Here is a 22,867-nt window from a genome sequence, read left to right as displayed (position 1 = left end):
CCGGGCGGGGCCCATTCGGCGGGGTCCGCGCGGCCGGCGGTGTGCCCCGCGGTGGGCCCGCCCCCCCCGGGCGGGGGCGCCCGCCGGGTCCGTGGTCCCGCCCGCGCCGACCGCAGTGGCGAGGCGGTCGGCGGTCAGGTTGTATTTGAGGGTCATCAGCACGCCCGCGAACGTGATCAGCGCGGGCACCACGGTGACGCCGATCACCACCGCGACGAGGGCGGTGTCCGGCTGGGTCACCGGATGCTCGGGGTCGGAGGAGATGAAGCCTCCTACGGTCAGCACCCAGCCGTAGGTCGTCGCCCCGAGCGCCGACACCGCGTTCTCCACCGCCGTCCACAGGCCGGTGAAGACCCCGCCCCTGCGCTCGCCGCTCACCACGCCGTCATAGGCGATGACGTCGGCGAGCATGGAGAACTGCAGCAGTTGCAGGCCCGCGTAGCCGATGCCCACGACCATCACGCACAGGTGGGCGTACAGCGAGCCGAGCGCGGGCGTCGCGAGGATCAGCAGCGCGCCCGCGGTGAACAGCGATCCGGACAGGAGCATCGCGCCGCGCTTGTCGAGCTTGCGGGCCAGCCACACCCACAGCGGCATCGTGACCAGCATCGGCCCCACGAGGGCCGCGAAGAGCGTGGTGGTGGCGGAGGTGTCGTCCAGCGCGTAGGCGGCGAAGTAGGGCGCCCCGGCCAGCATCACGCCCGCCCCCAGCGTCTGCGCGGAGCTGAGCCCGAGCAGCCACATGAACGGCTTGCTCGTGCGGGCGGCGGCGAGTTGCTCCCGCAGCGTGCCCTCGGACCTCTGCTGGCCGGTGAAGGGGGCGCGGGCGGTGCCGAAGAACGATCCCAGCATCGAGACGAGCAGGATCACGCCGAAGACGATCCCCATGGTGCGGTACCCGTCGGCCGTCTCCCCGGCGATCGTCGGCGCGAGGATGCCGCTCATCGCGATCGCGATCGCGATCAGCACCATGCGCCACTGCAGCAGCGACGTCCGCTCGTGGTAGTCCGTGGTCATCTCCGCGGGCATCGCCTTGTACGGCACCTCGTACAGGGCGTAGCCGGTCGCGGCGGCGAGGAAGGTGACGCCCACGTACAGGCCGGCGGTCGTGCCGGTGAGCGGCGGCCCGGCGAACATCAGGGCGAACGACAGCGGCAGCACCAGGGCGCCCGCGAGCAGCCAGGGCCGGCGCGGTCCCCAGCGCGAGACCGTGCGGTCCGACCACCGGCCGACCAGGGTGTTGGCGACCAGGTCCCAGGCCTTGGGCAGGAAGAGCACGACGCCCGCGAACGCGGCCGGCACCGCGAGCACGTTCGTCATGTAGAAGAGCAGCAGCAGCCCGGGGATCGTGGAGAAGTTGGCCGTGCAGAACGAGCCGACGGCGTACCCGAGGCGAACTCCCAGGGTGACCTTCGACGGGGAGGGCGTCGCCGCGGTGGAGACCATGGCGCCATTCAAGCCGAGCAAGCGCCCGTTCGGAAGGACCGTCCCGCAACGGTTCGGCCGCTGCGTGATCTCCCCTCGATCTCCGCCGGATCGCGCCGGCGGAGATCGGAGAGGGACCGGGCGATCAGTCGCGCACGTCGGGACAGACGACGTGGGCGCCGATCTCGATCAGCCGGCGTTCCGTGTGGGCGTCGGCGACGCGGGCCATGAGCACCGGCGCCTCGCTGGCCGCCAGTTGCGGCAGCCGGGCGCGCACCCGCCGGTGCAGGTCCTTGACGATGTCGTCGGCTCCGAGAATGTGCACCTTGACGTGCAGCATGATCCCCCACAGCCCCGCCGCCGTCCGCGACTCGGAGATCCACACGTGGTGGATGTAGGGGTATTCGGGTAGCAGTTCGGCGACAGCCACCCGAAGCGCCGGCAGGATCGGGTGGCGCGTCCTGCGGTAGCCGGGGTCCACCACCTGCATCGCCCCCGACAGGTGCTGGCGGGGGGCGGGGACCCACTGCGCGGGCAGCGCGGCGGGCGCCTCCGGGACCGGGGCGGGCGCGGGCGGCGGGGGAGGAGCCTGCCTGCCGACCTGCGCGCGGGTCACGGTCGCCATCGCCCCGGTGGCGTACGCCGTGGGAGCGGCCGTGCCCATGGCCGACAGCGCGGGGGCGGGACCGGTGCGGGTCTCCTCCAGATAGCGCCGCAGGTCGTCGATCGGCACGGCGGCGGCCGCGGGACCGGCCGCGTCGATCACGATCTCGCGCACGCCGGTGACGCGCTGGATGTCGAGGATGGTGTCGGCGTCGCACGCCGACAACGAGTGGCTGCCACGGTGCCGGGCGTAGGTCGCCGGTCCCGTGTAGCCCAGCAGAACACGCTCGCCGTTCTGCGTCGTGCCGAGCACCACGGAGCGGTCGGGTCGGACCGCCACCAGGATGCCCCACTCCGCGAGGGCCGCCAGGAGTTGCCGGGGGCTGCCATGCCGCGCGAGAACGTCGCCCAGGGAGGGGTTCCCGATGCTCATAGCCTGAACGATAGGGACTGGACCATGGCGAATCAGGCTAATCCCGAAGATTAGGTGCGATCAATACCAAGTTGGCGACAGTCCGTATGAGATCACGGTCGACGGGGTACACCGACCGACTGTGCCCGGGCGTGAGCGAGTCTCAGGCACCCCCCACGTCCCGGCAGTCTCTCCACGTTATTCTCCGGATGGGCGCCGTTCCGCGCCCGCCTCCTGAGCCCGTGCCACGCCGCGAACACCGGTGCCGGAGCCACCCTCGGCGCCGGGCGCGATCTGAGACCGGGTCGTCGCGTCGCCGCGACGCCGCCGTGACCTTGGATATCTCGTATGCCGGGCGCTCGTGAGAGCTTTCACAAGGCCCGGATAGACTCACGTCGTCCGCGCCGTCGCACTTCACGAAGGACTCAACCCAGTGAACAAGCCCGTCGTACTTGTCGCAGAAGAGCTCTCAGAAGCGGGTCTCGCCGTGCTCGGCGCGGATTTCGAGGTCCGGCACACCGACGGCGCCGACCGGTCGCAGCTGCTGCCCGCCCTCGCCGACGTGGACGCTCTGATCGTGCGCAGTGCCACCCAGGTCGACGCCGAGGCGATCGCCGCGGCGCCCAAGCTGCGCGTCGTCGCCCGCGCGGGCGTGGGCCTGGACAACGTCGACGTCGAGGCCGCCACCAAGGCCGGCGTCATGGTGGTCAACGCCCCGACGTCCAACATCACCAGCGCCGCCGAGCACACGGTCGCGCTGATCCTCGCCAGCGCCCGCAACGTCGCCCAGGCGCACTCCGCGCTGAAGGCCGGAGAGTGGAAGCGCTCGAAGTACACCGGCGTCGAGCTCGACGAGAAGGTCGTCGGCATCCTCGGCCTCGGCAAGATCGGCCAGCTCGTCGCGCAGCGCCTGCAGCCGTTCGGCGTCGAGCTCATCGCGTACGACCCCTACCTGCAGCCGGCCCGCGCGGCGGCCATGGGCGTGCGTCTGGCGTCGCTGGAGGAGGTGCTCCAGCAGGCCGACTTCATCACGGTCCACCTGCCGAAGTCGAAGGAGACCATCGGTCTCATCGGCGACCGCGAGCTGCACATGGTCAAGCCGACCGTGCGGCTGGTCAACGTGGCCCGCGGCGGGATCATCGACGAGAACGCCCTCTACTCCGCGCTCAAGGAGGGCCGCGTCGCCGGCGCCGGCATCGACGTCTTCGCCAAGGAGCCCTGCACCGACAGCCCGCTGTTCGAGTTCGACCAGGTCGTGGCGACGCCGCACCTCGGCGCCTCCACTCACGAGGCCCAGGAGAAGGCCGGCACCCAGGTCGCCCGCAGCGTCAAGCTGGCGCTCGCCGGCGAGTTCGTGCCCGACGCGGTGAACGTCCAGGGCGGCGCGGTCGCCGAGGACGTCAAGCCGGGCCTGCCGCTCACCGAGAAGCTGGGCCGCATCTTCACCGCGCTCGCGGGCGAGGTGGCCACCCGCCTGGTCGTCGAGGTCCGCGGCGAGATCTCGGCGCAGGACGTGCGGGTCCTGGAGCTGGCCGCGCTCAAGGGCGTCTTCACCGACGTCGTGGAGGACGCGGTGACCTACGTCAACGCTCCGCTGCTGGCCAAGGACCGCGGCGTCGTGGTCGAGCTGGTCACCAGCGCGGAGAGCCCCGACTGGCGCAACGTCGTCACGGTGCGCGGCGTGCTCGCCGACGGCCGTACGGTCTCGGTCTCCGGCACCCTGTCCGGTCCCCGCCAGATCACCAAGATCGTCGAGGTCAACGGCTTCGCGATGGAGATCGAGCCGACCGAGCACCTGGCGTTCTTCACCTACGCCGACCGCCCCGGCATCGTCGGCATCGTGGGCCGCCTGCTCGGCGAGCACAGCGTGAACATCGCCTCCATGCAGGTCTCCCGGGACGTGAAGGGCGGCAAGGCGCTCATCGCGCTGACCGTCGACACGGCGATCCCGTCCGACGTCGTCGAGCAGATCGCGGGGGAGATCGGCGCCGACAGCGGCCGCACGGTCGACCTGGAGGACTGACACCAGGCACCCGCTCATCCGACGGCCCGGCGCCCCGCGCGCCGGGCCGTTCGTGTTGTCCCGGGCGACGGACGGCGTCTCACGAAGTGAGATACTAGGTCGTCCTACGAGATTGTGGGGTAGTCTTGCGATGACGAGGCGCCCCGCACTTCCACCTGCCGCGACGGGGCCTGATCAGGGCAGGCCGGCCCGTCGCGGAGCGCCGCGCCGCCGGCCTTCGGCTCGCCCGTGACGCGTGACCCGCGTTCCACCGGCGGCTGACGTTCCCGGATCCGCGCCAGCGGGTCCGCTCTCAGCATTCCTCCGTCAAGAGAGAGAATCGCCATGTACGACATGTATCCCTGGGGTCGTTCCGAAGACGCTGAGAACGAGGCGGCCGAGGCCCTGCAGATCGCGCTCGACCGCCGCGACAACGGGGGCGCTCCGCAGCGCTGACCCCGGCGGGACCGGCGGGACCGGCTGATCGCCGCGTGTGCCAATCTTGATGGCGTGGTGAGCATCGGCGGTGGGGCCGCGAACACGACCAGCCTGCTCCGGCTGATCAACCAGCGGGCGGTGTTCACCGAGATCTTCCGCCTCGGCAAGGCCTCGCGCCCCGAGCTCGCCCAGGTGACGGGACTGTCCAAGCCGACGATCTCGATGGCGCTGGCCGACCTGGAGCGTGCCAGGCTCGTCCGCCCGGTCGGGCTGCGCACCGGTGGCGCCGGACGCGCCGCGCTGCTCTACGAGATCAGGCCGGAGGCGGGCTGGGTGCTCGCCGCCGACCTCGGCCGCACCACCGTGCGGATCGCGCTCGCCGACCTGGTGGGCGACGTCGCGGCGCGGAGGCAGGAGCCGTCGCGGGCGCACTCCTACGAGAGCGCGCTTGAGCAACTGGCGCGGATGGCGGCCGAGCTGGTCGCGGAGGTCGGCCTGGAGCCCGGCGACGTCACCGTCACCGTGTTCGGCAGCCCCGGCATCCACGACAAGGAGAGCGGGGCGCTGCGGCTCGCGCCGAACCTGCCGGGCTGGGAACGGCCCGGCGCGGTGGACGCGCTGGCCGGCGTGACGGGCTCGCCGTACACGGTGGAGAACGACGTCGACCTCGCGGCCGTGGGAGAGGGCGCCTACGGCCTGGGCAAGGGGGTCTCCCACTTCGTCCTCGTGTCCATCGGGACGGGCGTCGGCATGGGCGTGGTCATCGACGGCGGCCTCTATCGGGGCGCCCGGGGAGCGGCCGGCGAGATCTCGTACCTGCCGGTGGGTGAGACGTCCCCGGCCTCGACCGCCGGCGCGGCATGTTCGAGTCGGTGGCCTCCGCCGACGGCGTCGTCGCGGCGGCGGCACGTCTGGGCATGACGGCGGCCACGGCCAAGGAGGTCTTCGACGCCGCGCGCCGCGGCGACGCGGCCGCGTGCGCGGTGGTGGCCGCGGAGGCCGACCACGTCGCCCGCGCCCTCGCCGGGGTGATCGCCGTGCTCGATCCCGAGCTGGTCGTGCTCGGCGGCGGCATCGGCGCGCAGGCCGGCGACCTGCTCGCCGGTCCCGTGGCGGAGCGGCTGGAGACGCTGGTGGCCCTCACGCCGCCGCGGATCGAGGTGTCCACGCTCGGGGCGGACGCCGTGATCCTCGGGGCGCTGGCGGTCGGGCTGTCCACGGCACGCGACCTCGTCTTCGAGCGTGCGGTGGCAGAGGGACCCGCCTGACGGGCGCATATGTCCGGGCATGGACCGAATGGTGAGATCGTGTTTCGATCTCCGAGACAACCGGTAAGGTACACGCATGGAGTCGAGCAACATCCGCCTGGCAGTGATCCCCGGTGACGGTATCGGCACCGAGGTCGTCGCCGAAGGCCTCAAGGTCCTCAACGCCGCGGGCGTCAAGTCCGAGACCACCGAGTACGACCTCGGGGCCAGGCGCTACCACGCGACAGGGCAGACGCTTCCCGACGAGGTCCTCGACGAGCTGCGCGGCTACGACGCGATCCTGCTGGGCGCCGTCGGCGACCCGAGCGTGCCGCCCGGCATCCTGGAGCGCGAGCTGCTGCTGCGCCTGCGCTTCGAGCTCGACCACTATGTGAACCTCCGTCCGGTCAAGCTGTTCCCCGGCGTGACGACTCCGCTCGGGGAGGCCCGCCCCGAGGACATCGACATGATCGTCGTCCGCGAGGGCACCGAGGGTCCGTACGCCGGAGCCGGCGGCGTGATGCGCCGCGGCACGCCGCATGAGATCGCCACCCAGGAGTCGCTCAACACGGCGTACGGCGTCGAGCGCGTCGCGCGCTACGCCTTCGAGAAGGCCCTGAGCCGGCCGCGCCGCAAGCTGACGCTGGTCCACAAGACCAACGTGCTGACGTTCGCCGGCGACCTGTGGGCGCGCACCGTCGACCGGCTCAGCCTGGAGTTCCCCGAGGTCGAGACCGACTACTGCCACGTCGACGCCGCCTCCATGTTCTTCATCACCCAGCCTGAGCGGTTCGACGTGATCGTCACCGACAACCTGTTCGGCGACATCCTGACCGACATCGGCGCGGCGATCGCCGGCGGCATCGGCCTGGCGGCCAGCGGCAACGTCAACCCGGCCCGCACGGCGCCGTCCATGTTCGAGCCCGTCCACGGCAGCGCGCCGGACATCGCGGGCCAGGGCAAGGCCGACCCGACCGCCACGATCCTGTCGGTCGCCATGCTCCTCGACCACCTCGGTCACGCCGAGGCCTCGGCCCGCGTCGAGCAGGCCGTGGCCGACGACCTGATCGAGCGTCAGAGCGCGTGGACCGCGCGCTCCACCCGCGAGATCGGCGACGACATCGCCGCCCGAGTAGCCGGCTGATCCCGGCCGCTCATCACGACCTCACGCGCATGGCGGCCCGGTATGGGCCGCCATGCGCTTTTTCATACCTGCCGAATGCCCTAGTTTTCCCTTAGCCGTCTCGTCGCACAATTACTACGACGACGAAGAGAGAAGGACCTCGCCATGACCACCCACCTCAGGTTCGACGTGCAGCTCAATCCGCAGGCCCGCAGTGCGGCCGAGCGTGAGCAGGTGCTGGCGAGCCCCGGCTTCGGTCAGGTCTTCACCGACCACATGATCTCCATCGACTGGACCGAAGGGGAGGGCTGGCACGACGCGAAGCTCCAGCCGTACGGTCCGCTCGTCCTCGACCCCGCCACGTCTGTGTTCCACTACGCGCAGGAGCTGTTCGAGGGGCTCAAGGCGTACCGGCAGTCGAACGGCTCGATCGTCGCCTTCCGGCCGTACGCGAACGCGGCGCGCTTCAACCAGTCGGCGCTGCGGATGGCGATGCCGGAGATCCCCGAGGACACGTTCGTCGAGTCGCTCGAACTCCTTGTGCAGACCGACCGCGACTGGGTGCCGACCACCGAGGGCCACAGCCTCTACCTGCGCCCCTTCATGATCGCCACGCAGCCCGCCCTCGGAGTGAACCACCCCTCGCGGAGCTACAAGTACATGGTGATCGCCTCGCCCGCCGCGTCGTACTTCACCGGCGGCCTCAAGCCGGTCTCGGTCTGGCTGTCCACCGAGTACACCCGCGCCGCGCCCGGCGGCACCGGCTTCGCCAAGTGCGGCGGCAACTACGCGGCGGCGTTCGTGGCCCAGCGGCAGGCCGTCGAGGAGGGCTGCGACCAGGTGGTCTGGCTCGACGCGTTCGAGCACCGGTGGGTCGAGGAGATGGGCGGGATGAACCTGTTCTTCGTCTTCGGCGACCGCCTCGTCACCCCGGCGCTCACCGGGACGCTGCTGCCCGGCATCACCCGCGACTCGATCCTCAGCCTGGCCGGCGAGCTGGGATACACGGTCGAGGAGGGCAAGATCTCCATCGAGGACTGGCAGGCGGGCTGCGAGTCGGGCGAGCTCACCGAGGTCTTCGCCTGCGGCACCGCCGCCGTGGTCACCCCCGTCGGCTCGGTCAAGGGCGTCGACCGGAGCTGGATCGTCGGCGACGGCACCCCCGGGCCGGTCACGATGAGGATCCGCGAGGAACTCGTGGGCATCCAGTACGGCAGCCGCCCCGACGCCCACCACTGGATCCACAAGATCTGCTGACGGACGCGGCGCCGTACGGCGCTCATCGTCCGCTGCTCCTTGTCGCGGTGCGCCCCGCCGTCAGCCCGTGGGCGCACCGCGCGGCGGGCCGATGTGGTCTTCCGGAGCCGTGTTCGCGAGCCCGGCTCAGCCGTACGCGACCGGGCAGGCCGTGCCCTTCCCGAGGGTGGACAGCGACATCAGCCCTCCGATCAGACCGGCGCTCACGCTGACCCGGATCAGGGACCGGCCGGGGCATGGCGCCGCGACGGTCGCGAGGGGCATCGGTGCGGCGGACGCGACGGGCGTGGGCGTCGCCGTCACCGTGACGGTGACCGTGGGCACCGGAGCCGGTCTGGGCGCGGGCCGCTCGGTCTCGCGCGGGCCGGCGACGGTCACGTGCTGGGTGATGTTGCAGACCCGGGCGCGCCGGCACAGCGCGTTCTGCACGTTCGAGGAGCCGCCGGCGGTGTTGGCGCTCGTGTGCTGGTAGCCCCGGTTGCGCGTGGTCCCTTCCACGGACAGCTTCGTGCCGGGGCGGTCGCGTGGGTCCTTCCCGGTGGGGGCCACGACGTTCCGCTCCGCGCGGTCGCCGCGGCCGTGCCCGTTGTCGGCGGCGGCCCCGAGCGCGCCGACGGTGGTGACGAGGGCGGTCGCGGCCGAAGTGCCGACGAGTAGGAAACCGGCGAGTCTGCCGTGGAACGCCCCGCCGCCGCGCCGACCAGTCATGCGTCGCCCCCTGCTGTAGGAAACCTGCTGTAGGAAAACCTGCTGTACGAAAACGAGTCCTGGCGAAGAGGTTCATGAATACGAACCGCTTCGCGAGCGTACTCGCCGATGGGGCGGTGATCGTGTGTCCCGCAGGCGTATGGCAGGTTATTACGGCGTCCTTGCCCGGAGTGACGAATAAATCCGGCGATCTCCCTGGAAACGGCCACGTGAACAACGGCCGTGCGGCCGGTCGCGGGCGGGTCGCCACCCGGGCGGCGCCGAGGTCGCGGTCGTCCCTTCCGGTCGTCGTATTCGCTGGTGGCCGCGCTGACCTGCGCGAACACTCCCGGACATCTCGTACTATGAGATCGATGTGCCAGAGGGTGACCGGCTGTGGCAAACTGCTCAGCACCATGTACTACGGTCTGCTCATTATCGGCAGGCGCGCCGGCTGAAGGACATCGCCGGCGCGCAGACCTCTCACGTCCGTGAGGGGTCTTTTTGTTTGGGCCTCAAGCCGATTCACAGGCCGATGAGCGCGCGGCGAGACACAACCCCGCGAAGGAGACACAGAGATGGCCGACGATCGTTTCCATGTGTACGACACGACGCTCCGCGACGGCGCCCAGCAGGAGGGGCTGAACCTCACCGTCGCCGACAAGCTGGCCATCGCGCGTCACCTGGACGGCCTCGGCGTCGGCTTCATCGAGGGCGGCTGGCCGGGCGCCAACCCCAAGGACACCGAGTTCTTCCGGCGGGCTCAGACCGAGCTCGACCTGAAGCACGCGCAGCTCGCCGCGTTCGGCGCGACCCGCCGGGCGGGCGTGAAGGCCGCCGACGACCCGCTGGTGGCCGCGCTGCGCGAATCCGGCGCGCCGATCGTGACGCTCGTGGCCAAGAGCCACGACCGCCACGTGGAACTGGCCCTCCGCACGACGCTGGAGGAGAACCTCGCGATGATCCGCGACACGGTCTCCCACCTGACGGCGGAGGGCCAGCGCGTCTTCCTCGACGCCGAGCACTTCTTCGACGGCTACCGCTCCAACCCCGCGTACGCGCTGGAGGTGCTGCGCACGGCCGCGGAGGCCGGGGCGTCGGTGGTCGCGCTGTGCGACACCAACGGCGGCATGCTGCCCGACGAGCTGGCCGACGTGGTGCACGAGGCGGCCGGCACCGGAGCCCGGATCGGCATCCACTGCCACGACGACACCGGCTGCGCGGTCGCCAACACGCTGGCCGCGGTGAAGGCCGGCGCCACGCACGTGCAGGGCTGCGCCAACGGGTACGGCGAGCGCTCCGGCAACGCCAACCTGTTCACCGTGGTGGCGAACCTCCAGCTCAAGCGGGGCTTCGACCTCGTGCCGCCGCAGTCGCTGCGCGACATGACCCGCATCGCCCACGCGATCACCGAGGTCACCAACGTCACGCCGAACTCGCACCAGCCGTACGTCGGCACGTCGGCCTTCGCCCACAAGGCGGGCCTGCACGCGTCGGCGATCAAGGTGGACCCGAACCTCTACCAGCACATCGACCCCGCCGATGTCGGCAACGACATGCGGATGCTGGTCTCCGACATGGCGGGGCGAGCCTCGGTGGAGCTGAAGGGCCGCGAGCTGGGCTACGAGCTCAGTGGAGAGCAGTCCAGGCGGCTGGTCGAGCGGGTCAAGGATCTGGAGGCCAAGGGGCACACGTTCGAGGCGGCCGACGCGTCGTTCGAGCTGCTGCTGCGCGACACGGTCGACGGCGAGCTCCGGCGCTACTTCACGGTCGAGTCGTGGCGAGTGATCGTCGAGCGCCGGCCCGGCGGCGACGTGGTCAGCGAGGCGACCGTCAAGCTCCACGCCAAGGGTGAGCGGATCATCGCGACCGGCGAGGGGAACGGTCCGGTCAACGCGCTCGACCGGGCGGTGCGGCTGGCGCTGGAGAAGCTCTACCCCGAGCTCGCGGGGGTCGAGCTGATCGACTTCAAGGTCCGCATCCTGGAGGGCACCCACGGCACGGACGCGATCACCCGGGTGCTGATCACCTCCAGCGACGCGACCGGAGAATGGGCCACCGTCGGGGTGGGCGAGAACATCATCGAGGCGTCCTGGCAGGCGCTGGAGCAGGCGGTGACGTACGGCCTGCTGCGGGCAGGTCACAGCGCCTGACCTGCGATCCGGGTGGAGTGAGTGGTGCTCACGTTCTGCAGGTGAATGCAGTGGTTTTAGTGACATTTAGTCTAGTTGGTGCTTAGATAGGCAAAGCTCTGAGGCGGTCATCACCACGATCGGTGACGCCGGCCGCGGTTCCAGCCTCAGCGCCAATGCTCTGGCTCGACGGAGGGTGACGGCAAGAAGCATCTGTGCACGCAACCCCTGTAGGCCCGCGGCGTTCGCGCCCGTCTCCTGATCTGTCCATCGGAGGCGGCCGCGTCGCGGGAGCCGAGCCACGTCTGTCACTATGGCCAGCCGCGTGACTGCCCCGAGTATGGAAATCTTCGGACGGCAGTCATCCCCCTCGCTGGTGCACCCCATATGGGAGGGTCTGTGAACACCTCGTCCTATTACGACCAAATCGGCGGCGCACCGGTCGTGCGCGACGTCGTCGACCGCTTCTACGTCCGCGTGCTCGGCGACGACGATCTCAACCCGTACTTCGTCGGCATCGACATGCCCAGGCTGAAGCGGCACATGGTCGTGCTGCTGTGCTCGGTCCTCGGCGGCCCGGAGCCGTACGAGGGTCGTGACCTGGGCGAGGCCCACGCCGGCATGGGCATCACGTCCGAGCACTACGACAAGGTGGGTGAGCACCTCTTCGCGGTCCTGCAGGAGAGCGGCGTCGGCGAGGACATCCTGCGCGACGTCGGCCTCGTCCTCGGCAAGGTGAAGTCGTCCATCGTCGCCGAGCCCGCGGAAACGGCCGACTGAGTGGATACGCAGGCTCTCAAGGACAGCTGGCACCTCGTCTCCCGTTCGGGTGACCAGGTGCCGCTGTACTTCTACTCGGTTCTCTTCCTGATGAACCCGGACGTGCGTGACATGTTCCCGGTGTCGATGGCACGCCAGCGCGACAAGCTCGTGACCGCGCTCGGGCAGGTCGTCAGCAACGTCGACCAGGTGGAGGGCGTCGTCCCGTTCCTCCAGCAGCTCGGCCGCGACCACCGCAAGTTCGGGGTCACCGCCACGCACTACCCCGCCGTCGGACAGGCGCTGCTCGCCACGCTCGAGCACTTTCTGGGCGACCGGTGGACCCCCGCGCTCGCGCACGACTGGACGCAGGCGTACAACCTGGTCGCCCAGGTGATGGTCGACGCCGCCAACGACGCGTCGAAGGTCTCCCCGCCCTGGTGGGAGGCGGAGATCGTCAGCCATGAGATGCGCACCCTCGGCATCGCCGTCATCCGCGCCCGGCTGAACTACCAGTACCCCTTCCGGCCGGGCCAGTCGGCGTCGATCTCCTACGCCGTTCGCCCGCGTATCTGGCGGTTCTACTCGTTCGCCAACGCGCCGCGCCAGGACAACACCATCGACCTGCACGTACGCATGGTCGACGGTGGCGTGCTCAGCTCCGCGCTCGTCATGGGCGCGCGGCGGGGCGAGATGCTGCGCGTGGGCGCCGCGGTGGGGGAACGGCTGACGCTCTCCCCGGACGTCCAGGGCGACCTGCTCATGATCGCGGGCGGCACCGGCCTCGCGCCGATGAAGGCGCTGGTGGAGCAGATCGCCTACGAGGGCCCGACGCGCAGGGTGGACCTCGTCATGGGCGCCCGGACCTCCAGGGAGTTGTACGACTACGAGTCGCTTGCCAAGATGGCCGCCGAGCACCCCTGGCTGAACGTCGTGCCGGTCGTCTCCCACGATCCCTTCTTCCGGGGCGCCCGCGGTTACGCCGTGGACGTCGCGCTGCAGGGATGGCGTGGCCAGCATGTCTTCGTCTGCGGATCCGAGGAGATGGTCCAGGCCACGGTCGGACGACTGCTTGACGCCGGGGTGCCTACCGAGCAGATCCACTTCGACGAGTTCACGAGCGACAGAGGTCGGGAGTCATGACGGCAGAGATGCCCTGGGGAAGCCCGGCGGGCGAGCGCCAGCCCCTCACCCCGGATCGGGTCCGCAAGCAGGAGTTCACGCGCACCTCGCTCGGGCGCCGCGGCTACAGCGAGGACGAGGTGCGCGCGTTCCTCTACCGCGTCGCGGAGGACATGGCGACCAGCGACAAGGAGAAGGCGGACCTGCGGGCGTACATCGACCGCATGAAGCAGTGGTACAAGGAACACGGCCTCAACCCGGAGCAGTCCGCCGCGCCGCAGACCCTCAGCGTCGACGCCATCAACATCCTGTCCCGCGCGCAGCAGACCGCCGACGCCCAGATCGCGGAGGCGGAGGACTACGCGCGGCGGATCGTGGGCCAGGCCCGCCAGCAGTACGAGGAGCTGCTGCTGGAGGCGCAGCGGCAGGCGGAGGAGGCCGCCAACCAGGCGGTCGGCGCCTACCGCGCCTCCGGCGACGGGCTGCAGAGCGCTGAGGCCGAGGAGCTGGAGCGCAGGATCGCCTACCTGCGTACGTTCGCGGACGTCACCCAGGTGCAGTTGCGCGCGGTCCTGGAGGGACTCGCGCATGAGGTCGACAAGCTCGGCCACGTGCCCGACCAGGCCAAGCAGCTGGCGGGCGGCTCCTCGTCGCCGTCGGTGTACGGATAGCCGCCCGCCGGTCTCCTGTCGGGGGAGGAGGCCCGGTCGTGACCTACGACAGCGTGCCGGAGGAGCTCGCGCGCAGCGTGACCGATCCGGCCGGGGTGTGAACGATCAGCGTGCGTCCCGAGCAGGTGACCTCCGGCCGGTCGGTTCCCGGAACGACCACGGTCAGCAACGACTTCGCCACGGGTGAGACGATCGCCGGAGCCGGCTCCTTGCGCATGTAGCCCGGCGAGACCCAGCCCTGGTAGGGCGAGGTCTGCCCGCTCACCACCCGCTGGCCGCCGACGGCCTCGCAGGACGGCATCGTCAGCTGGACGATCGACGCCTTCCACCCGCCGTCGGCCACCACGATCCGTCCGCCCGAGTTGGACACGACCTTCAGCCCGGGGGCGAGGTGCCACAGGTTGCGGAGCTTCGCGCCGCCGCTGTCGAGCACCGCCAGCACGTCCTCGCGGTGGTTGACCAGCACCGACCGCTTGCGCTGCACGCCGTACGCCCTGTCGGTGAAGGTGAACGTCTGCCGGTCCCCGCGCACGGACCTGCCCACCAGCGCGGTGGGAGTGTGCCCGCGGAACTTCCTGCCCACGATCACCGGCACGTTGTGGGCCTCCGGGCTCAGCGTCCATCGCCGGTACGGCGTGTTCTCGTACGAGTGGAAGCCCGCCTCGGTGAGGATCGAGCGGCCCTGGGCGTAGTAGGTGACGCCCATGTGGTCCTCGTGGCCGTGGAACTTCAACGCGGGCCCGAAGCGGATCGAGTAGTAGGCCGACTTGGGGTCGTCCCAGGCCGTGCGGCCGAAGACGTACCCGGCGTCGAAGACCTGCACGGTCGACTTGGCGTGGTCGAAGGCGGCCGGCTGGACGTCGGCGGGCCCGTCGCCGATCGGCACCATGTAGCCGTTGGGCTGGGTGGCGGCGCTGATGTGGCGCGGCAGGCTCTCCCAGCGGGTGGCCAGGGCCGCCGGGACCTTCATCCCGCAGTCCTTGATCGTGTCGACCGCGACCCTGAGCCGGTCGTGCACGTAGATGGCGTAGCGCGGCGCCTGCTCGCGCAGCGCGCCCTGCCCGTCGATGTCGAGCTTCATCGACTTGACCATGCGGCTGACCGCGAGGTTCTTCCACTTCGGGTTCCCGTAGCGGCAGCCGATGCGCAGCAGGCCGATGTCCTGGTCGAGCCCGTGGTTGTGGCCGAGCTCGTAGTGCTTGGGGTCGGACAGCAGCCTGGCGTGCAGGGCGAGGCTGTTCTTCAGCCAGCCGGCCTTCACATACCTGCTCAGGCACACCAGCGCCGGGGCGCGCAGCGCGATCGGGTGCTCGGCCCAGGCGTACGGGCTGGTCGTGCGCCCGCCGTAGGGGTTGTCGGCGACCCAGTCCTTTGCGATCTCCTCGGCCCGGCTCAGGTAGTCCTTCTCGCCGGTCGACTCGTAGTCGGCCACGAGCCGGCCCATCCACCGCAGCGACTGGAACACCATCTGCCAGGACCTGTTCTTGTACGGGTCCATGCGCCAGTCGACGTCCTCGCCCACCGTGACCGCGGGCAGGCCGAGGAAGGACAGCTTGCCGCTCATGACGTCGCCGGAGGTGGGGGTCGCGGGCAGCCAGTCCCCCTGGCACTCCGGCGTGCGGTGCGGAGCCCGTGCCTGGGCGGGCGTGGCCCCAGTGAGCACGGCGAGCGCGGTCAGCGGGAGGACCGCTGACAGGGAGAGGGCTGAGAGGCGGCGGAACACGCCGGGTTCCTTCCGAGATCGAATTGGGGCGGCTCATGCTGTCCGAATTCTGACGATCTGGTCAAGTCGCTTCGGTCACAACTGCACAACTGCTCACAAATGGCCTGCCGGTTGCGGTCAGGCGCGGGCGGGCGCGGTGCTCTCCCAGATGCTCGGACGGGCGAGCGGGGCTCCGGCCGCCACGGCGTCGATCCACTCATCGGTGCTGGTCACGGCGGCGAAGTTGGACTGCATGACGACCAGGACGTGCTCGTGCGCCTGCCGGGCGGACAGCGCTCCGGCGGCGTTCGCCAGCGGCACGGTCCCGGTGGCGTCGGACAGGAACTCGACCGCGAAGCCGAGATGGAAGGCGTCCCTGGCGGTCGACTCGTCGCAGTTCTGGGTCATGTAGCCCGCGATCGCGACCGTGTCGATCCCGTCGAGAACCCCGGCCAGGCCGGTCCCGTGGAAGGCCGACGCCTTGGTCTTGTCCACCAGGTGCGCGTACGGCCGGACCGCGACCTCCTCGCGCAGTTCCCAGCCGTGCGAGCCCTCCGCGAAGAGTGGTGAGGCGACGGGGGCGGTGTGATCGGCAGGTCGCTCGTCTCCAGCAGTCGCTGCGCCTGCAGCACCCGCTGGTGCAGCAGCCATCGGGCCGGGGAGGTGCCGGTGGCCTCCCGGAACCGCCGGTCGAACGTGCGGCGGCTCATGAGCGCGCGGGCCGCCAGCGCGTCCGCGCCGAGCGGGCGGTCGATGTCGCGCACCGCCCAGTCCAGTGTCGCGCCCAGCGGGTCGCCCGCCGCGGGGCCCGGCACGGGATGCTCCACGAACTGGGCCTGGCCGCCCGCCCGATGAGGCGCGACGACCATCCGGCGGGCGATCGCGGTCGCCGCGTCCGCGCCGAACTCCCTGCGCACCAGGTGCAGGCACAGGTCGATGCCGCCCGCGCTGCCCGCGCTGGTGAGGATCCTGCCCTCGTCCACGTAGAGGTCGTCCGCGCGCACCGACACGTCCGGGTGGAGGCGGGCGAGCAGCCCGGCGTACGCCCAGTGGGTGCTCGCGGCCCGGTTCCCCAGCAGCCCCGCACCGGCCAGCACGAACGTGCCCGGGCATCGGGACGGCGGACTCGAACATCGGGGTCCGGTCGAACAGCACGACCGCCACCCGGTGGAACGTCATGGCCGGAATGCTATTGGGCGGCTCGGCGCAGCCCGTCTGTGGCCCGAATCGTGCGGGAAGTGGCCGTGTGGCGGCTCGCGCCCCACCGGCCCGCTCTGCCAGCCTTGGGCCATGTCGGCTCCGTTTCCCGAGACGTTCCCGCAGACCCCCGCCGCGGCGGCCGCGCTGGCCGTCGCCACCCGGTTCTGCTCGCCCGCGCTCCTCAACCACTCGATCAGGTCGTATCTGTGGGGCGCCGGGTACGCCGGGGCGCACGGGATCGGCTTCGACGACGAGCTGTACTACGTGTCCTCCCTGCTCCACGACATCGGGCTGACCGAGACCTTCGACAGTCACGAGGTGCCGTTCGAGGAGGCCGGAGGCCGCCTCGCCTGGGTCTTCTGCACGGCGGCCGGGTGGTCGCCGGACAGATGCGCGCGGGCCGAGAAGATCATCGTGGTCCACATGCGCGATCCGGTCACAGCGGCCGAGGACCCCGAGTCGCACCTGCTGCAGGTGGCCACGTCGTGGGACGTGTCGGGGCGGCGGCCCGAGGAGTTTCCCGCGGACGACCGGGCCGCCGTGCTCGCCCGCTTTCCCCGGCTCGGCTTCGGTCAGGAGTTCCTCGCCGTGTTCGAGGAGCAGGCGCGGCGCAAGCCGGGTTGCGCCGCCGCCCATTCCGTCGCCGGCGGCATGGCCGGCCGGATCGCCGCGCACCCGCTCGACGCCTGACCGGGGCCGCTCAGTCCTGCTTGGGCCCGGTGCTCTCCACGACCTCGAACGACCACAGCTCGGAGTCGGTCGCGGCCGGGCCCTGCCCATGCCCGTGGCCCTGCCCATGCCCGTGGCCCTCGCCGTGCCCGTGGCCCTGCGCGCCGGCCTCGGCGGCGGCCTGCGCGTGCCCCGACTGGAACGCCCGGCTCTCCTGCCAGCGCCGGAAGTCCTCCTCGCTGCGCCACCGCGTGTAGACGAGGTAGCGGTCACTGCCCTCCACCGGACGCAACAGCTCGAACCACTCGAACCCGTCGGCCGACTCGACCATCCCGGCCCGGTTGGCGAACCGCTTCTCCAGTTCGCGCCGCATCTCCTCGGGCACCGTCAGCACGTTGATCTTCACGACCGAAGGCACATCGACTCCCGTACGCTCGACTTCCCCTGTTACCAGACCACCTTAAGTACGCCACCGTGGGATACCCCACTAGGCTCGTGACGTGCGTATCGCGAGGTTCTCGATGGGCGACCAGGTCGCCTTCGGCGTGGTGGAAGACGGCGGGCAGGTCATCGCCCGGATCGGCGGGCACCCCTTCCACGGGGTGGAGTTCACCGGTGAGCGGTTCCCGGTGGCCGAGGTCCGCCTGGTCGCCCCCATGTTGCCCAGCAAGATCATCGCTATCGGAAAGAACTACGCCGACCACGCCAGGGAGATGGGCGGCGAGCCCCCGGCGGAGCCGGTCGTGTTCCTCAAGCCCAACACGACCGTGATCGGTCCCTCGGAGGCGATCGCGTATCCGGCGAAGCTGTCGGAGCGGGTCGACTACGAAGGCGAGCTGGCCGTGGTGATCGGCCGGCTGTGCCGCGACGTCCCCGCCGAACGGGCGGGCGACGTCATCTTCGGCTACACCTGCGCCAACGACGTCACCGCGCGCGACCTGCAGGCCAGGGACGGCCAGTGGACCAGGGCCAAGGGCTTCGACACGTTCTGCCCGCTCGGTCCCTGGATCGAGACCGAGCTCGACCCGGCCGACCTGGCGATCACCACCACGCTCAACGGCGAGGTCAGGCAGAGCGCCCGGACCTCCCTGCTGCTGCACGACATCCCCGCGCTCGTCGCGTACGTGAGCGCGGTCATGACCCTGCTGCCCGGCGACGTCATCCTGACCGGCACGCCCGCCGGGGTGGGCCCGATGTCCGTGGGCGACGAGGTCGGCGTCTCCATCGAAGGAATCGGAACTCTCACTAACCGGGTGATCTCACGTGACTAGGGTGCGCTTCGCCCCTTCGCCCACCGGCATGTTCCACGTCGGCGGCGCCCGTTCGGCGCTGTTCAACTGGGCGATCGCCGAGCAGTCCGGCGGCACGTTCGTGCTGCGCATCGAGGACACGGACGCGGCACGCAACCGGCCAGAATGGACCGAGGGCATCATCTCGGCCCTCGCCTGGATCGGCATCAACGGCGGCTCGCCGCACTTCGAGGGGCCGTACTTCCAGTCCGCCTACGAGCAGCAGCACCGCGAGGCCGCGGCCAAGCTGCTCAAGGACGGCAAGGCCTACCACTGCACCTGCACGCGCGACGACGTGAAGGCCAGGACCGGCTCAGAGCATCAGGGCTACGACGGCCACTGCCGCGACCTCGGCCTGACCGAGGGCGCCGTGCGGTTCCGTACGCCCGACGAGGGCGTGACGGTCGTGGACGACAAGGTCCGCGGGCGGGTGGAGTTCCCCAACTCGGCGATGGAGGACTTCGTCATCGTCCGCGGGGACGGCTCGCCGCTGTTCATCCTCGCCAACGTCGTCGACGACATGGAGATGCGGATCGACCACGTGGTCCGCGCCGAGGAGCACCTGTCCAACACGCCCAAGCAGCAGCTCCTGTGGAAGGCGCTCGGGGCGGAGCCGCCGGTCTGGGCGCACGTGCCCGTGATCGTCAACGAGAAGCGGCAGAAGCTGTCCAAGCGCCGCGACAAGGTCGCCCTCGAGTCCTACCGCGACGAGGGCTACCTCGCCGAGGCGATGGTCAACTACCTCATGCTGCTCGGCTGGGGGCCCGGCGACGACCGCGAGATCATGCCGTGGTCGGAGATGATGCCGCTGTTCCGGCTGGAGGACGTCAACCAGGCCCCGGCGTTCTTCGACGAGAAGAAGCTCCGGGCCTTCAACGGCGAGTACATCCGGGCGCTGCCCCGCGAGGTGTTCGCCGCCCGGTGCGAGCCGTGGCTCGACCCGTCCTGGGACCGCGCGGTGTTCGCCCGCGTGGCCGACCTGGTGCAGACCCGGGTCGCCGTGCTGTCGGAGGTCACCGCCAACGTCGACTTCCTGTTCCTGGACGAGCCCGTCTTCGACCAGGCGTCCTGGGACAAGGCGATGAAGCCGGGGGCGGCCGAGATCCTGGCCGGGTACGCCGAGCGAATGGAGACGGTCAGCTGGGACCCCGAGTCGCTCAAGACCGCCCTGGAGGAGGTCGGCCTCGCCCACGGGCTCAAGCTCGGCAAGGCGCAGGCGCCCGTCCGCGTGGCGATCACCGGCAGGACCGTGGGCCTGCCGCTGTTCGAGTCGATCGAGGTGCTCGGCCGCGAGCGCTCGCTCGACCGGCTCCGTACGGCTCTCGCCCGGCTGTCCGAGGCCTCCTGACACGTCAGGGCGCCCCACAGCGGGCGCGCGGAGGCAGATGAGGGCGACGGCGCCGGGGATCCCCTGCAAGGGTCCCCGGCGCCGTCCGCGTCTCCTACAGGAGGCCGCGGCGGTCCAGCAGCGGAGTGATCTCCGGGTCCCGGCCCCGGAAGTCGCGGAACGCCGTCATCGAGTCCACGCTGCCGCCCCGCGACAGCAGGGCCCGGCGGAAGGTGTCGCCGTTCTCCCGGCGCAGCCCGCCGTTCTCGTTGAACCACTCGACGGTGTCGGCGTCGAGGACCTCGCTCCAGATGTAGGAGTAGTAGCCGGCGCTGTAGCCGCCCGCCCAGATGTGGGCGAAATACGTGCTGCGATAGCGCGGCGGGACGGCGGGCAGGTCCACCCCCGCATCCCGCAGCGCCCGCCTCTCGAACTCCTCCACGTCCTCCTCGCCGTCGTACGTCGTGTGCCAGGCCCAGTCGAGCAGGGTGGCGGCGAGGTACTCCAGCGTGGCGAAACCCTGGTTGAACTTCTGCGTCTCCAGCATCCGGTCGACGAGGTCCTGCGGCATCGGCTCGCCCGTCTCGTGATGCCTGGCGTATTCGGCCAGGATCTCCGGGTGGGTCGCCCACATCTCGTTCACCTGCGAGGGGTACTCGACGAAGTCGCGCGGCACGGCCGTCCCGGAGAACCGGGGGTAGCGCACGTCGGAGAACAATCCGTGCAGCGCGTGCCCGAACTCGTGGAACATCGTGTTGACCTCGTCGAACGTCATGAGGGTCGGCTCGCCCTTGACGATGTTGAGGTTGTTGACCACGACCGGCCTGGTGCCCTCAAGGCCCGACTGCTTCACGAGGCTGTTCATCCACGCCCCGCCCCGCTTGGAGGCCCTGGCGTGGAAGTCGCCCAGGAACAGGCCCAGCGGGGAGCCGTCCTCGTCGCGCACCTCGAAGACCCGCACCTCGGGGTGGTAGCCGTACAGGTCGGGGCGCTCGTGGAAGGTGACGCCGTACAGGCGGCTCGCCGCGTTGAAGACGCCCTTCTCCAGCACCGTGTTCAGCTCGAAGTACGGCCGCATGCGCCGGCTGTCGATGTCGTAGCGGGCCTTGCGCACCTTCTCGGAGTAGAACGCCCAGTCCCACGGCTGGATCGGGTGCCCGGCGATCTCCTCCAGGTCCGCCTGCTCCTTGCGCGCGTTCGCCACGGCCGGCGGCACGAGCCGGTCGAGCATCTCGGTGACCGCCCGGGTGGTGCCCGCCGTCTGGTCGGCCAGGACGTACTCCGCGTGGTTCTCGTAGCCGAGCAGCCGCGCGCGCTCCCGGCGCAGCACCGCCAGCTCCTTGATCAGCTCCGCGTTGGCCGCGCCCCGCCCGACCGAGGCGAGGTGGATCCGCTCACGCAGGGACCGGTCGGTCAGCTCGGCCAGGGCCGGCTGGCCGGTGGGCAGGACCAGCGAGATCAGGTACCTGCCGTCCAGCCCGCGTTCCCCGGCCTGGTCGGCGAGCGCCTGGATGGCGTCCTGCGACAGCCCGTCGAGCTCGGCCACGTCCTCGACCACCACGGCCCGCTCGTTGGTGTCGGCGAGCAGGTTCTGCTGGAACGCCGTTCCCAGGGCCGACAGCCGTTCGTTGATCTCCCGCAGCCGGGCCTGGTCCTGCGGGCCGAGCGTGGCTCCCGCGCGGGTGAAGTCGGTGAGGTAGCGCTTCAGCAGCCACCGCTGCTCCTCGTCGGCCGCCTCGACCGCCTGGATGCGGGCGAACAGCTTCGCGTTGAGGTGGATCGCGTCGGCGTGCTTGGCGAGCTTCGGCGTGACGTCCTTCTGGATCTCCTGCACGCCGGGCGTGGTGTCGGAGGACGCCTGGTTGAAGAACACCGCCGAGACCCGGTCGAGGAGAGCACCTGACTTCTCCAGCGCCTCGATCGTGTTCTCGAACGTCGGAGGATCCGGGTTCTCCGCGATCGCCTCGACCTCCGCGAGGTGCTCGGCCATGCCCTGCTCGAACGCCGGCGTGTAGTGCTCCTCTCCGATCTCCTGGAAGGGAGGCAGCTCGTAGGGCAGGGTGCTCGGACTGAGGAAGGGGTTCGCGGCCGAGGTCATCTCTGGCGACTCCTCACATGGTGCTGGCGTTTGTCCCAGCCTCGCACAGGAGCGCCATGCCCTTCCGCACAGGAGGACCGGAGCCCTCGTACAGGAGGCCCGGACCCCTCGGACCGGGGGATCGGATCACGAGATCAGGCGGCACGCCGCAATCGTTTTGGTAGTGGGTCGCAAGCTGGGCTATTCTTTCGGAGTCGCAAGCGGGAGCCGCGAGGCCCCCGCAAGCAGATGGGGTATGGGGTAATTGGCAGCCCGACGGATTCTGGCTCCGTTAGTCTAGGTTCGAGTCCTGGTACCCCAGCTGGATCCCCCCAAGGGATTCCGCTGGAAACAGCAAGTGCACAGTGCAAGGTCCCGTCGTCTAGTGGCCTAGGACGCCGCCCTCTCAAGGCGGTAACGGCGGTTCGAATCCGCTCGGGACTACTTCACTGCACACGGCTCCGTCGTCTAGTGGCCTAGGACGCCGCCCTCTCAAGGCGGTAGCGCCGGTTCGAATCCGGTCGGGGCTACATCATCGAGGACCCTCGGCACTCCCCGTGCCGGGGGTTTTCGCCGTTACGGGACGCCGCGCCCTGTTCATGGCCCGCTGCGCGGGCGCGAATCCGGTCGGGGCTACATCATCGAGGACCCTCGGCACTCCCCGTGCCGGGGGTTTTCGCCGTTACGGGACGCCGCGCCCTGTTCATGGCCCGCTGCGCGGGCGT

19 protein-coding genes, 3 tRNA genes and 1 pseudogene are annotated in these 22,867 nt (G+C 70.5%); 15 read left to right on the top strand and 8 right to left on the bottom strand.

Annotated features, from left to right (window positions below; all coding sequences use genetic code 11):
• Both AB0J39_RS08780 and AB0J39_RS08775 read right to left on the bottom strand, forming a co-directional pair.
• The coding region (locus tag AB0J39_RS08780; protein WP_363462816.1) for an MFS transporter at positions 1-1,446 on the bottom strand (1,446 nt) is incomplete at its 3' end.
• Positions 1,447-1,570: 124 nt separating this feature from the next.
• Positions 1,571-2,461 carry a hypothetical protein gene (locus tag AB0J39_RS08775; RefSeq protein ID WP_363462815.1) on the bottom strand — a complete coding sequence of 297 codons (891 nt, stop codon included), beginning with the start codon at positions 2,459-2,461 and terminating at the stop codon, positions 1,571-1,573.
• A 412-nt stretch (positions 2,462-2,873) separates the two neighbouring features.
• On the opposite strand from AB0J39_RS08775, the gene serA reads away from it, so the two are divergent.
• From serA to AB0J39_RS08750, 5 genes are all read left to right on the top strand, one after another.
• A complete protein-coding gene (serA, locus tag AB0J39_RS08770) occupies positions 2,874-4,463 on the top strand; it encodes a phosphoglycerate dehydrogenase (RefSeq protein ID WP_363462814.1) in 1,590 nt (529 codons plus the stop codon).
• A 489-nt stretch (positions 4,464-4,952) separates the two neighbouring features.
• On the top strand, positions 4,953-5,801 hold the full coding sequence (locus tag AB0J39_RS08765; protein WP_363462813.1) for an ROK family transcriptional regulator: 849 nt from the start codon (positions 4,953-4,955) through the stop codon (positions 5,799-5,801).
• On the top strand, positions 5,753-6,148 hold the full coding sequence (locus AB0J39_RS08760) for an ROK family protein (RefSeq protein ID WP_363462812.1): 396 nt from the start codon (positions 5,753-5,755) through the stop codon (positions 6,146-6,148). Before AB0J39_RS08765 ends, AB0J39_RS08760 begins: the two co-directional genes overlap by 49 nt.
• Positions 6,149-6,224: 76 nt before the next feature.
• Positions 6,225-7,271 carry a 3-isopropylmalate dehydrogenase gene (locus AB0J39_RS08755; RefSeq protein WP_363462811.1) on the top strand — a complete coding sequence of 349 codons (1,047 nt, stop codon included), beginning with the start codon at positions 6,225-6,227 and terminating at the stop codon, positions 7,269-7,271.
• 144 nt (positions 7,272-7,415) lie between these two features.
• The gene (locus AB0J39_RS08750; RefSeq protein WP_363462810.1) at positions 7,416-8,507 is read left to right on the top strand and encodes a branched-chain amino acid aminotransferase; all 1,092 of its coding nucleotides are present in this window, start codon (positions 7,416-7,418) and stop codon (positions 8,505-8,507) included.
• 126 nt (positions 8,508-8,633) lie between these two features.
• Here the strand turns inward: AB0J39_RS08750 and AB0J39_RS08745 are convergent, their stop codons facing one another.
• Positions 8,634-9,215, bottom strand: a complete 582-nt coding sequence (locus tag AB0J39_RS08745; RefSeq protein ID WP_363462809.1) for a hypothetical protein — start codon at positions 9,213-9,215, stop codon at positions 8,634-8,636.
• Positions 9,216-9,772: 557 nt separating this feature from the next.
• Between AB0J39_RS08745 and cimA the strand changes: the two genes are divergently transcribed.
• The 4 genes from cimA (at position 9,773) to AB0J39_RS08725 (ending at position 13,878) form a co-directional block, all read left to right on the top strand.
• The gene (gene cimA / locus AB0J39_RS08740; protein ID WP_363462808.1) at positions 9,773-11,347 is read left to right on the top strand and encodes a citramalate synthase; all 1,575 of its coding nucleotides are present in this window, start codon (positions 9,773-9,775) and stop codon (positions 11,345-11,347) included.
• A 378-nt stretch (positions 11,348-11,725) separates the two neighbouring features.
• Positions 11,726-12,106 carry a group 1 truncated hemoglobin gene (locus AB0J39_RS08735; RefSeq protein ID WP_363462807.1) on the top strand — a complete coding sequence of 127 codons (381 nt, stop codon included), beginning with the start codon at positions 11,726-11,728 and terminating at the stop codon, positions 12,104-12,106.
• Entirely contained in the window at positions 12,107-13,228 is a 1,122-nt protein-coding gene (locus AB0J39_RS08730) for a globin domain-containing protein (RefSeq protein WP_363462806.1), read from the top strand.
• Complete coding sequence (locus AB0J39_RS08725) at positions 13,225-13,878, top strand: DivIVA domain-containing protein (protein ID WP_363462805.1); 654 nt, start codon at positions 13,225-13,227, stop codon at positions 13,876-13,878. Before AB0J39_RS08730 ends, AB0J39_RS08725 begins: the two co-directional genes overlap by 4 nt.
• A gap of 43 nt (positions 13,879-13,921) precedes the next feature.
• Here the strand turns inward: AB0J39_RS08725 and AB0J39_RS08720 are convergent, their stop codons facing one another.
• From AB0J39_RS08720 to AB0J39_RS08710, 3 genes and pseudogenes are all read right to left on the bottom strand, one after another.
• Positions 13,922-15,601 carry a heparinase II/III family protein gene (locus tag AB0J39_RS08720; RefSeq protein ID WP_363462804.1) on the bottom strand — a complete coding sequence of 560 codons (1,680 nt, stop codon included), beginning with the start codon at positions 15,599-15,601 and terminating at the stop codon, positions 13,922-13,924.
• Between the two features lie 117 nt (positions 15,602-15,718).
• The gene (locus tag AB0J39_RS08715) at positions 15,719-16,231 is read right to left on the bottom strand and encodes an isochorismatase family protein (RefSeq protein ID WP_363462803.1); all 513 of its coding nucleotides are present in this window, start codon (positions 16,229-16,231) and stop codon (positions 15,719-15,721) included.
• A pseudogene (locus AB0J39_RS08710) lies at positions 16,225-16,290 on the bottom strand (hypothetical protein); the annotation flags it as partial. The gene AB0J39_RS08715 and the pseudogene AB0J39_RS08710, both read right to left, overlap by 7 nt.
• Before the next feature lie 580 nt (positions 16,291-16,870).
• Here AB0J39_RS08710 and AB0J39_RS08705 point away from each other — a divergent pair.
• A complete protein-coding gene (locus AB0J39_RS08705) occupies positions 16,871-17,470 on the top strand; it encodes an HD domain-containing protein (RefSeq protein ID WP_363462802.1) in 600 nt (199 codons plus the stop codon).
• A gap of 10 nt (positions 17,471-17,480) precedes the next feature.
• On the opposite strand, the gene AB0J39_RS08700 is transcribed toward AB0J39_RS08705, so the two are convergent.
• Positions 17,481-17,867 (bottom strand): antibiotic biosynthesis monooxygenase, encoded by a 387-nt coding sequence (locus tag AB0J39_RS08700; RefSeq protein ID WP_363462801.1) that lies wholly within the window; start codon positions 17,865-17,867, stop codon positions 17,481-17,483.
• A gap of 82 nt (positions 17,868-17,949) precedes the next feature.
• Here AB0J39_RS08700 and AB0J39_RS08695 point away from each other — a divergent pair, with 82 nt between their 5' ends.
• Together AB0J39_RS08695 and gltX are read left to right on the top strand one after the other, a co-directional pair.
• The gene (locus AB0J39_RS08695; RefSeq protein WP_169984206.1) at positions 17,950-18,720 is read left to right on the top strand and encodes a fumarylacetoacetate hydrolase family protein; all 771 of its coding nucleotides are present in this window, start codon (positions 17,950-17,952) and stop codon (positions 18,718-18,720) included.
• On the top strand, positions 18,713-20,086 hold the full coding sequence (gene gltX, locus AB0J39_RS08690; RefSeq protein WP_363462800.1) for a glutamate--tRNA ligase: 1,374 nt from the start codon (positions 18,713-18,715) through the stop codon (positions 20,084-20,086). Before AB0J39_RS08695 ends, gltX begins: the two co-directional genes overlap by 8 nt.
• Positions 20,087-20,180: 94 nt before the next feature.
• Here gltX and AB0J39_RS08685 read toward each other — a convergent pair whose 3' ends face one another.
• A complete protein-coding gene (locus tag AB0J39_RS08685; RefSeq protein ID WP_363462799.1) occupies positions 20,181-22,163 on the bottom strand; it encodes a M3 family metallopeptidase in 1,983 nt (660 codons plus the stop codon).
• A 229-nt stretch (positions 22,164-22,392) separates the two neighbouring features.
• Here AB0J39_RS08685 and AB0J39_RS08680 point away from each other — a divergent pair.
• The 3 genes from AB0J39_RS08680 to AB0J39_RS08670 all read left to right on the top strand — a co-directional run bounded on the left by AB0J39_RS08680 (position 22,393) and on the right by AB0J39_RS08670 (position 22,672).
• Positions 22,393-22,464 (top strand) — tRNA-Gln (locus tag AB0J39_RS08680).
• Positions 22,465-22,513: 49 nt separating this feature from the next.
• Positions 22,514-22,586: transfer RNA gene (locus AB0J39_RS08675), tRNA-Glu, on the top strand.
• 13 nt (positions 22,587-22,599) lie between these two features.
• A tRNA-Glu gene (locus AB0J39_RS08670) sits at positions 22,600-22,672 on the top strand.
• Positions 22,673-22,867: the final 195 nt, after the last annotated feature.

This window comes from Microbispora sp. NPDC049633 (genome assembly GCF_040675265.1).
Lineage (GTDB): Bacteria > Actinomycetota > Actinomycetes > Streptosporangiales > Streptosporangiaceae > Microbispora > Microbispora maris.
This window is presented reverse-complemented; position numbering and strand designations above follow the sequence as displayed.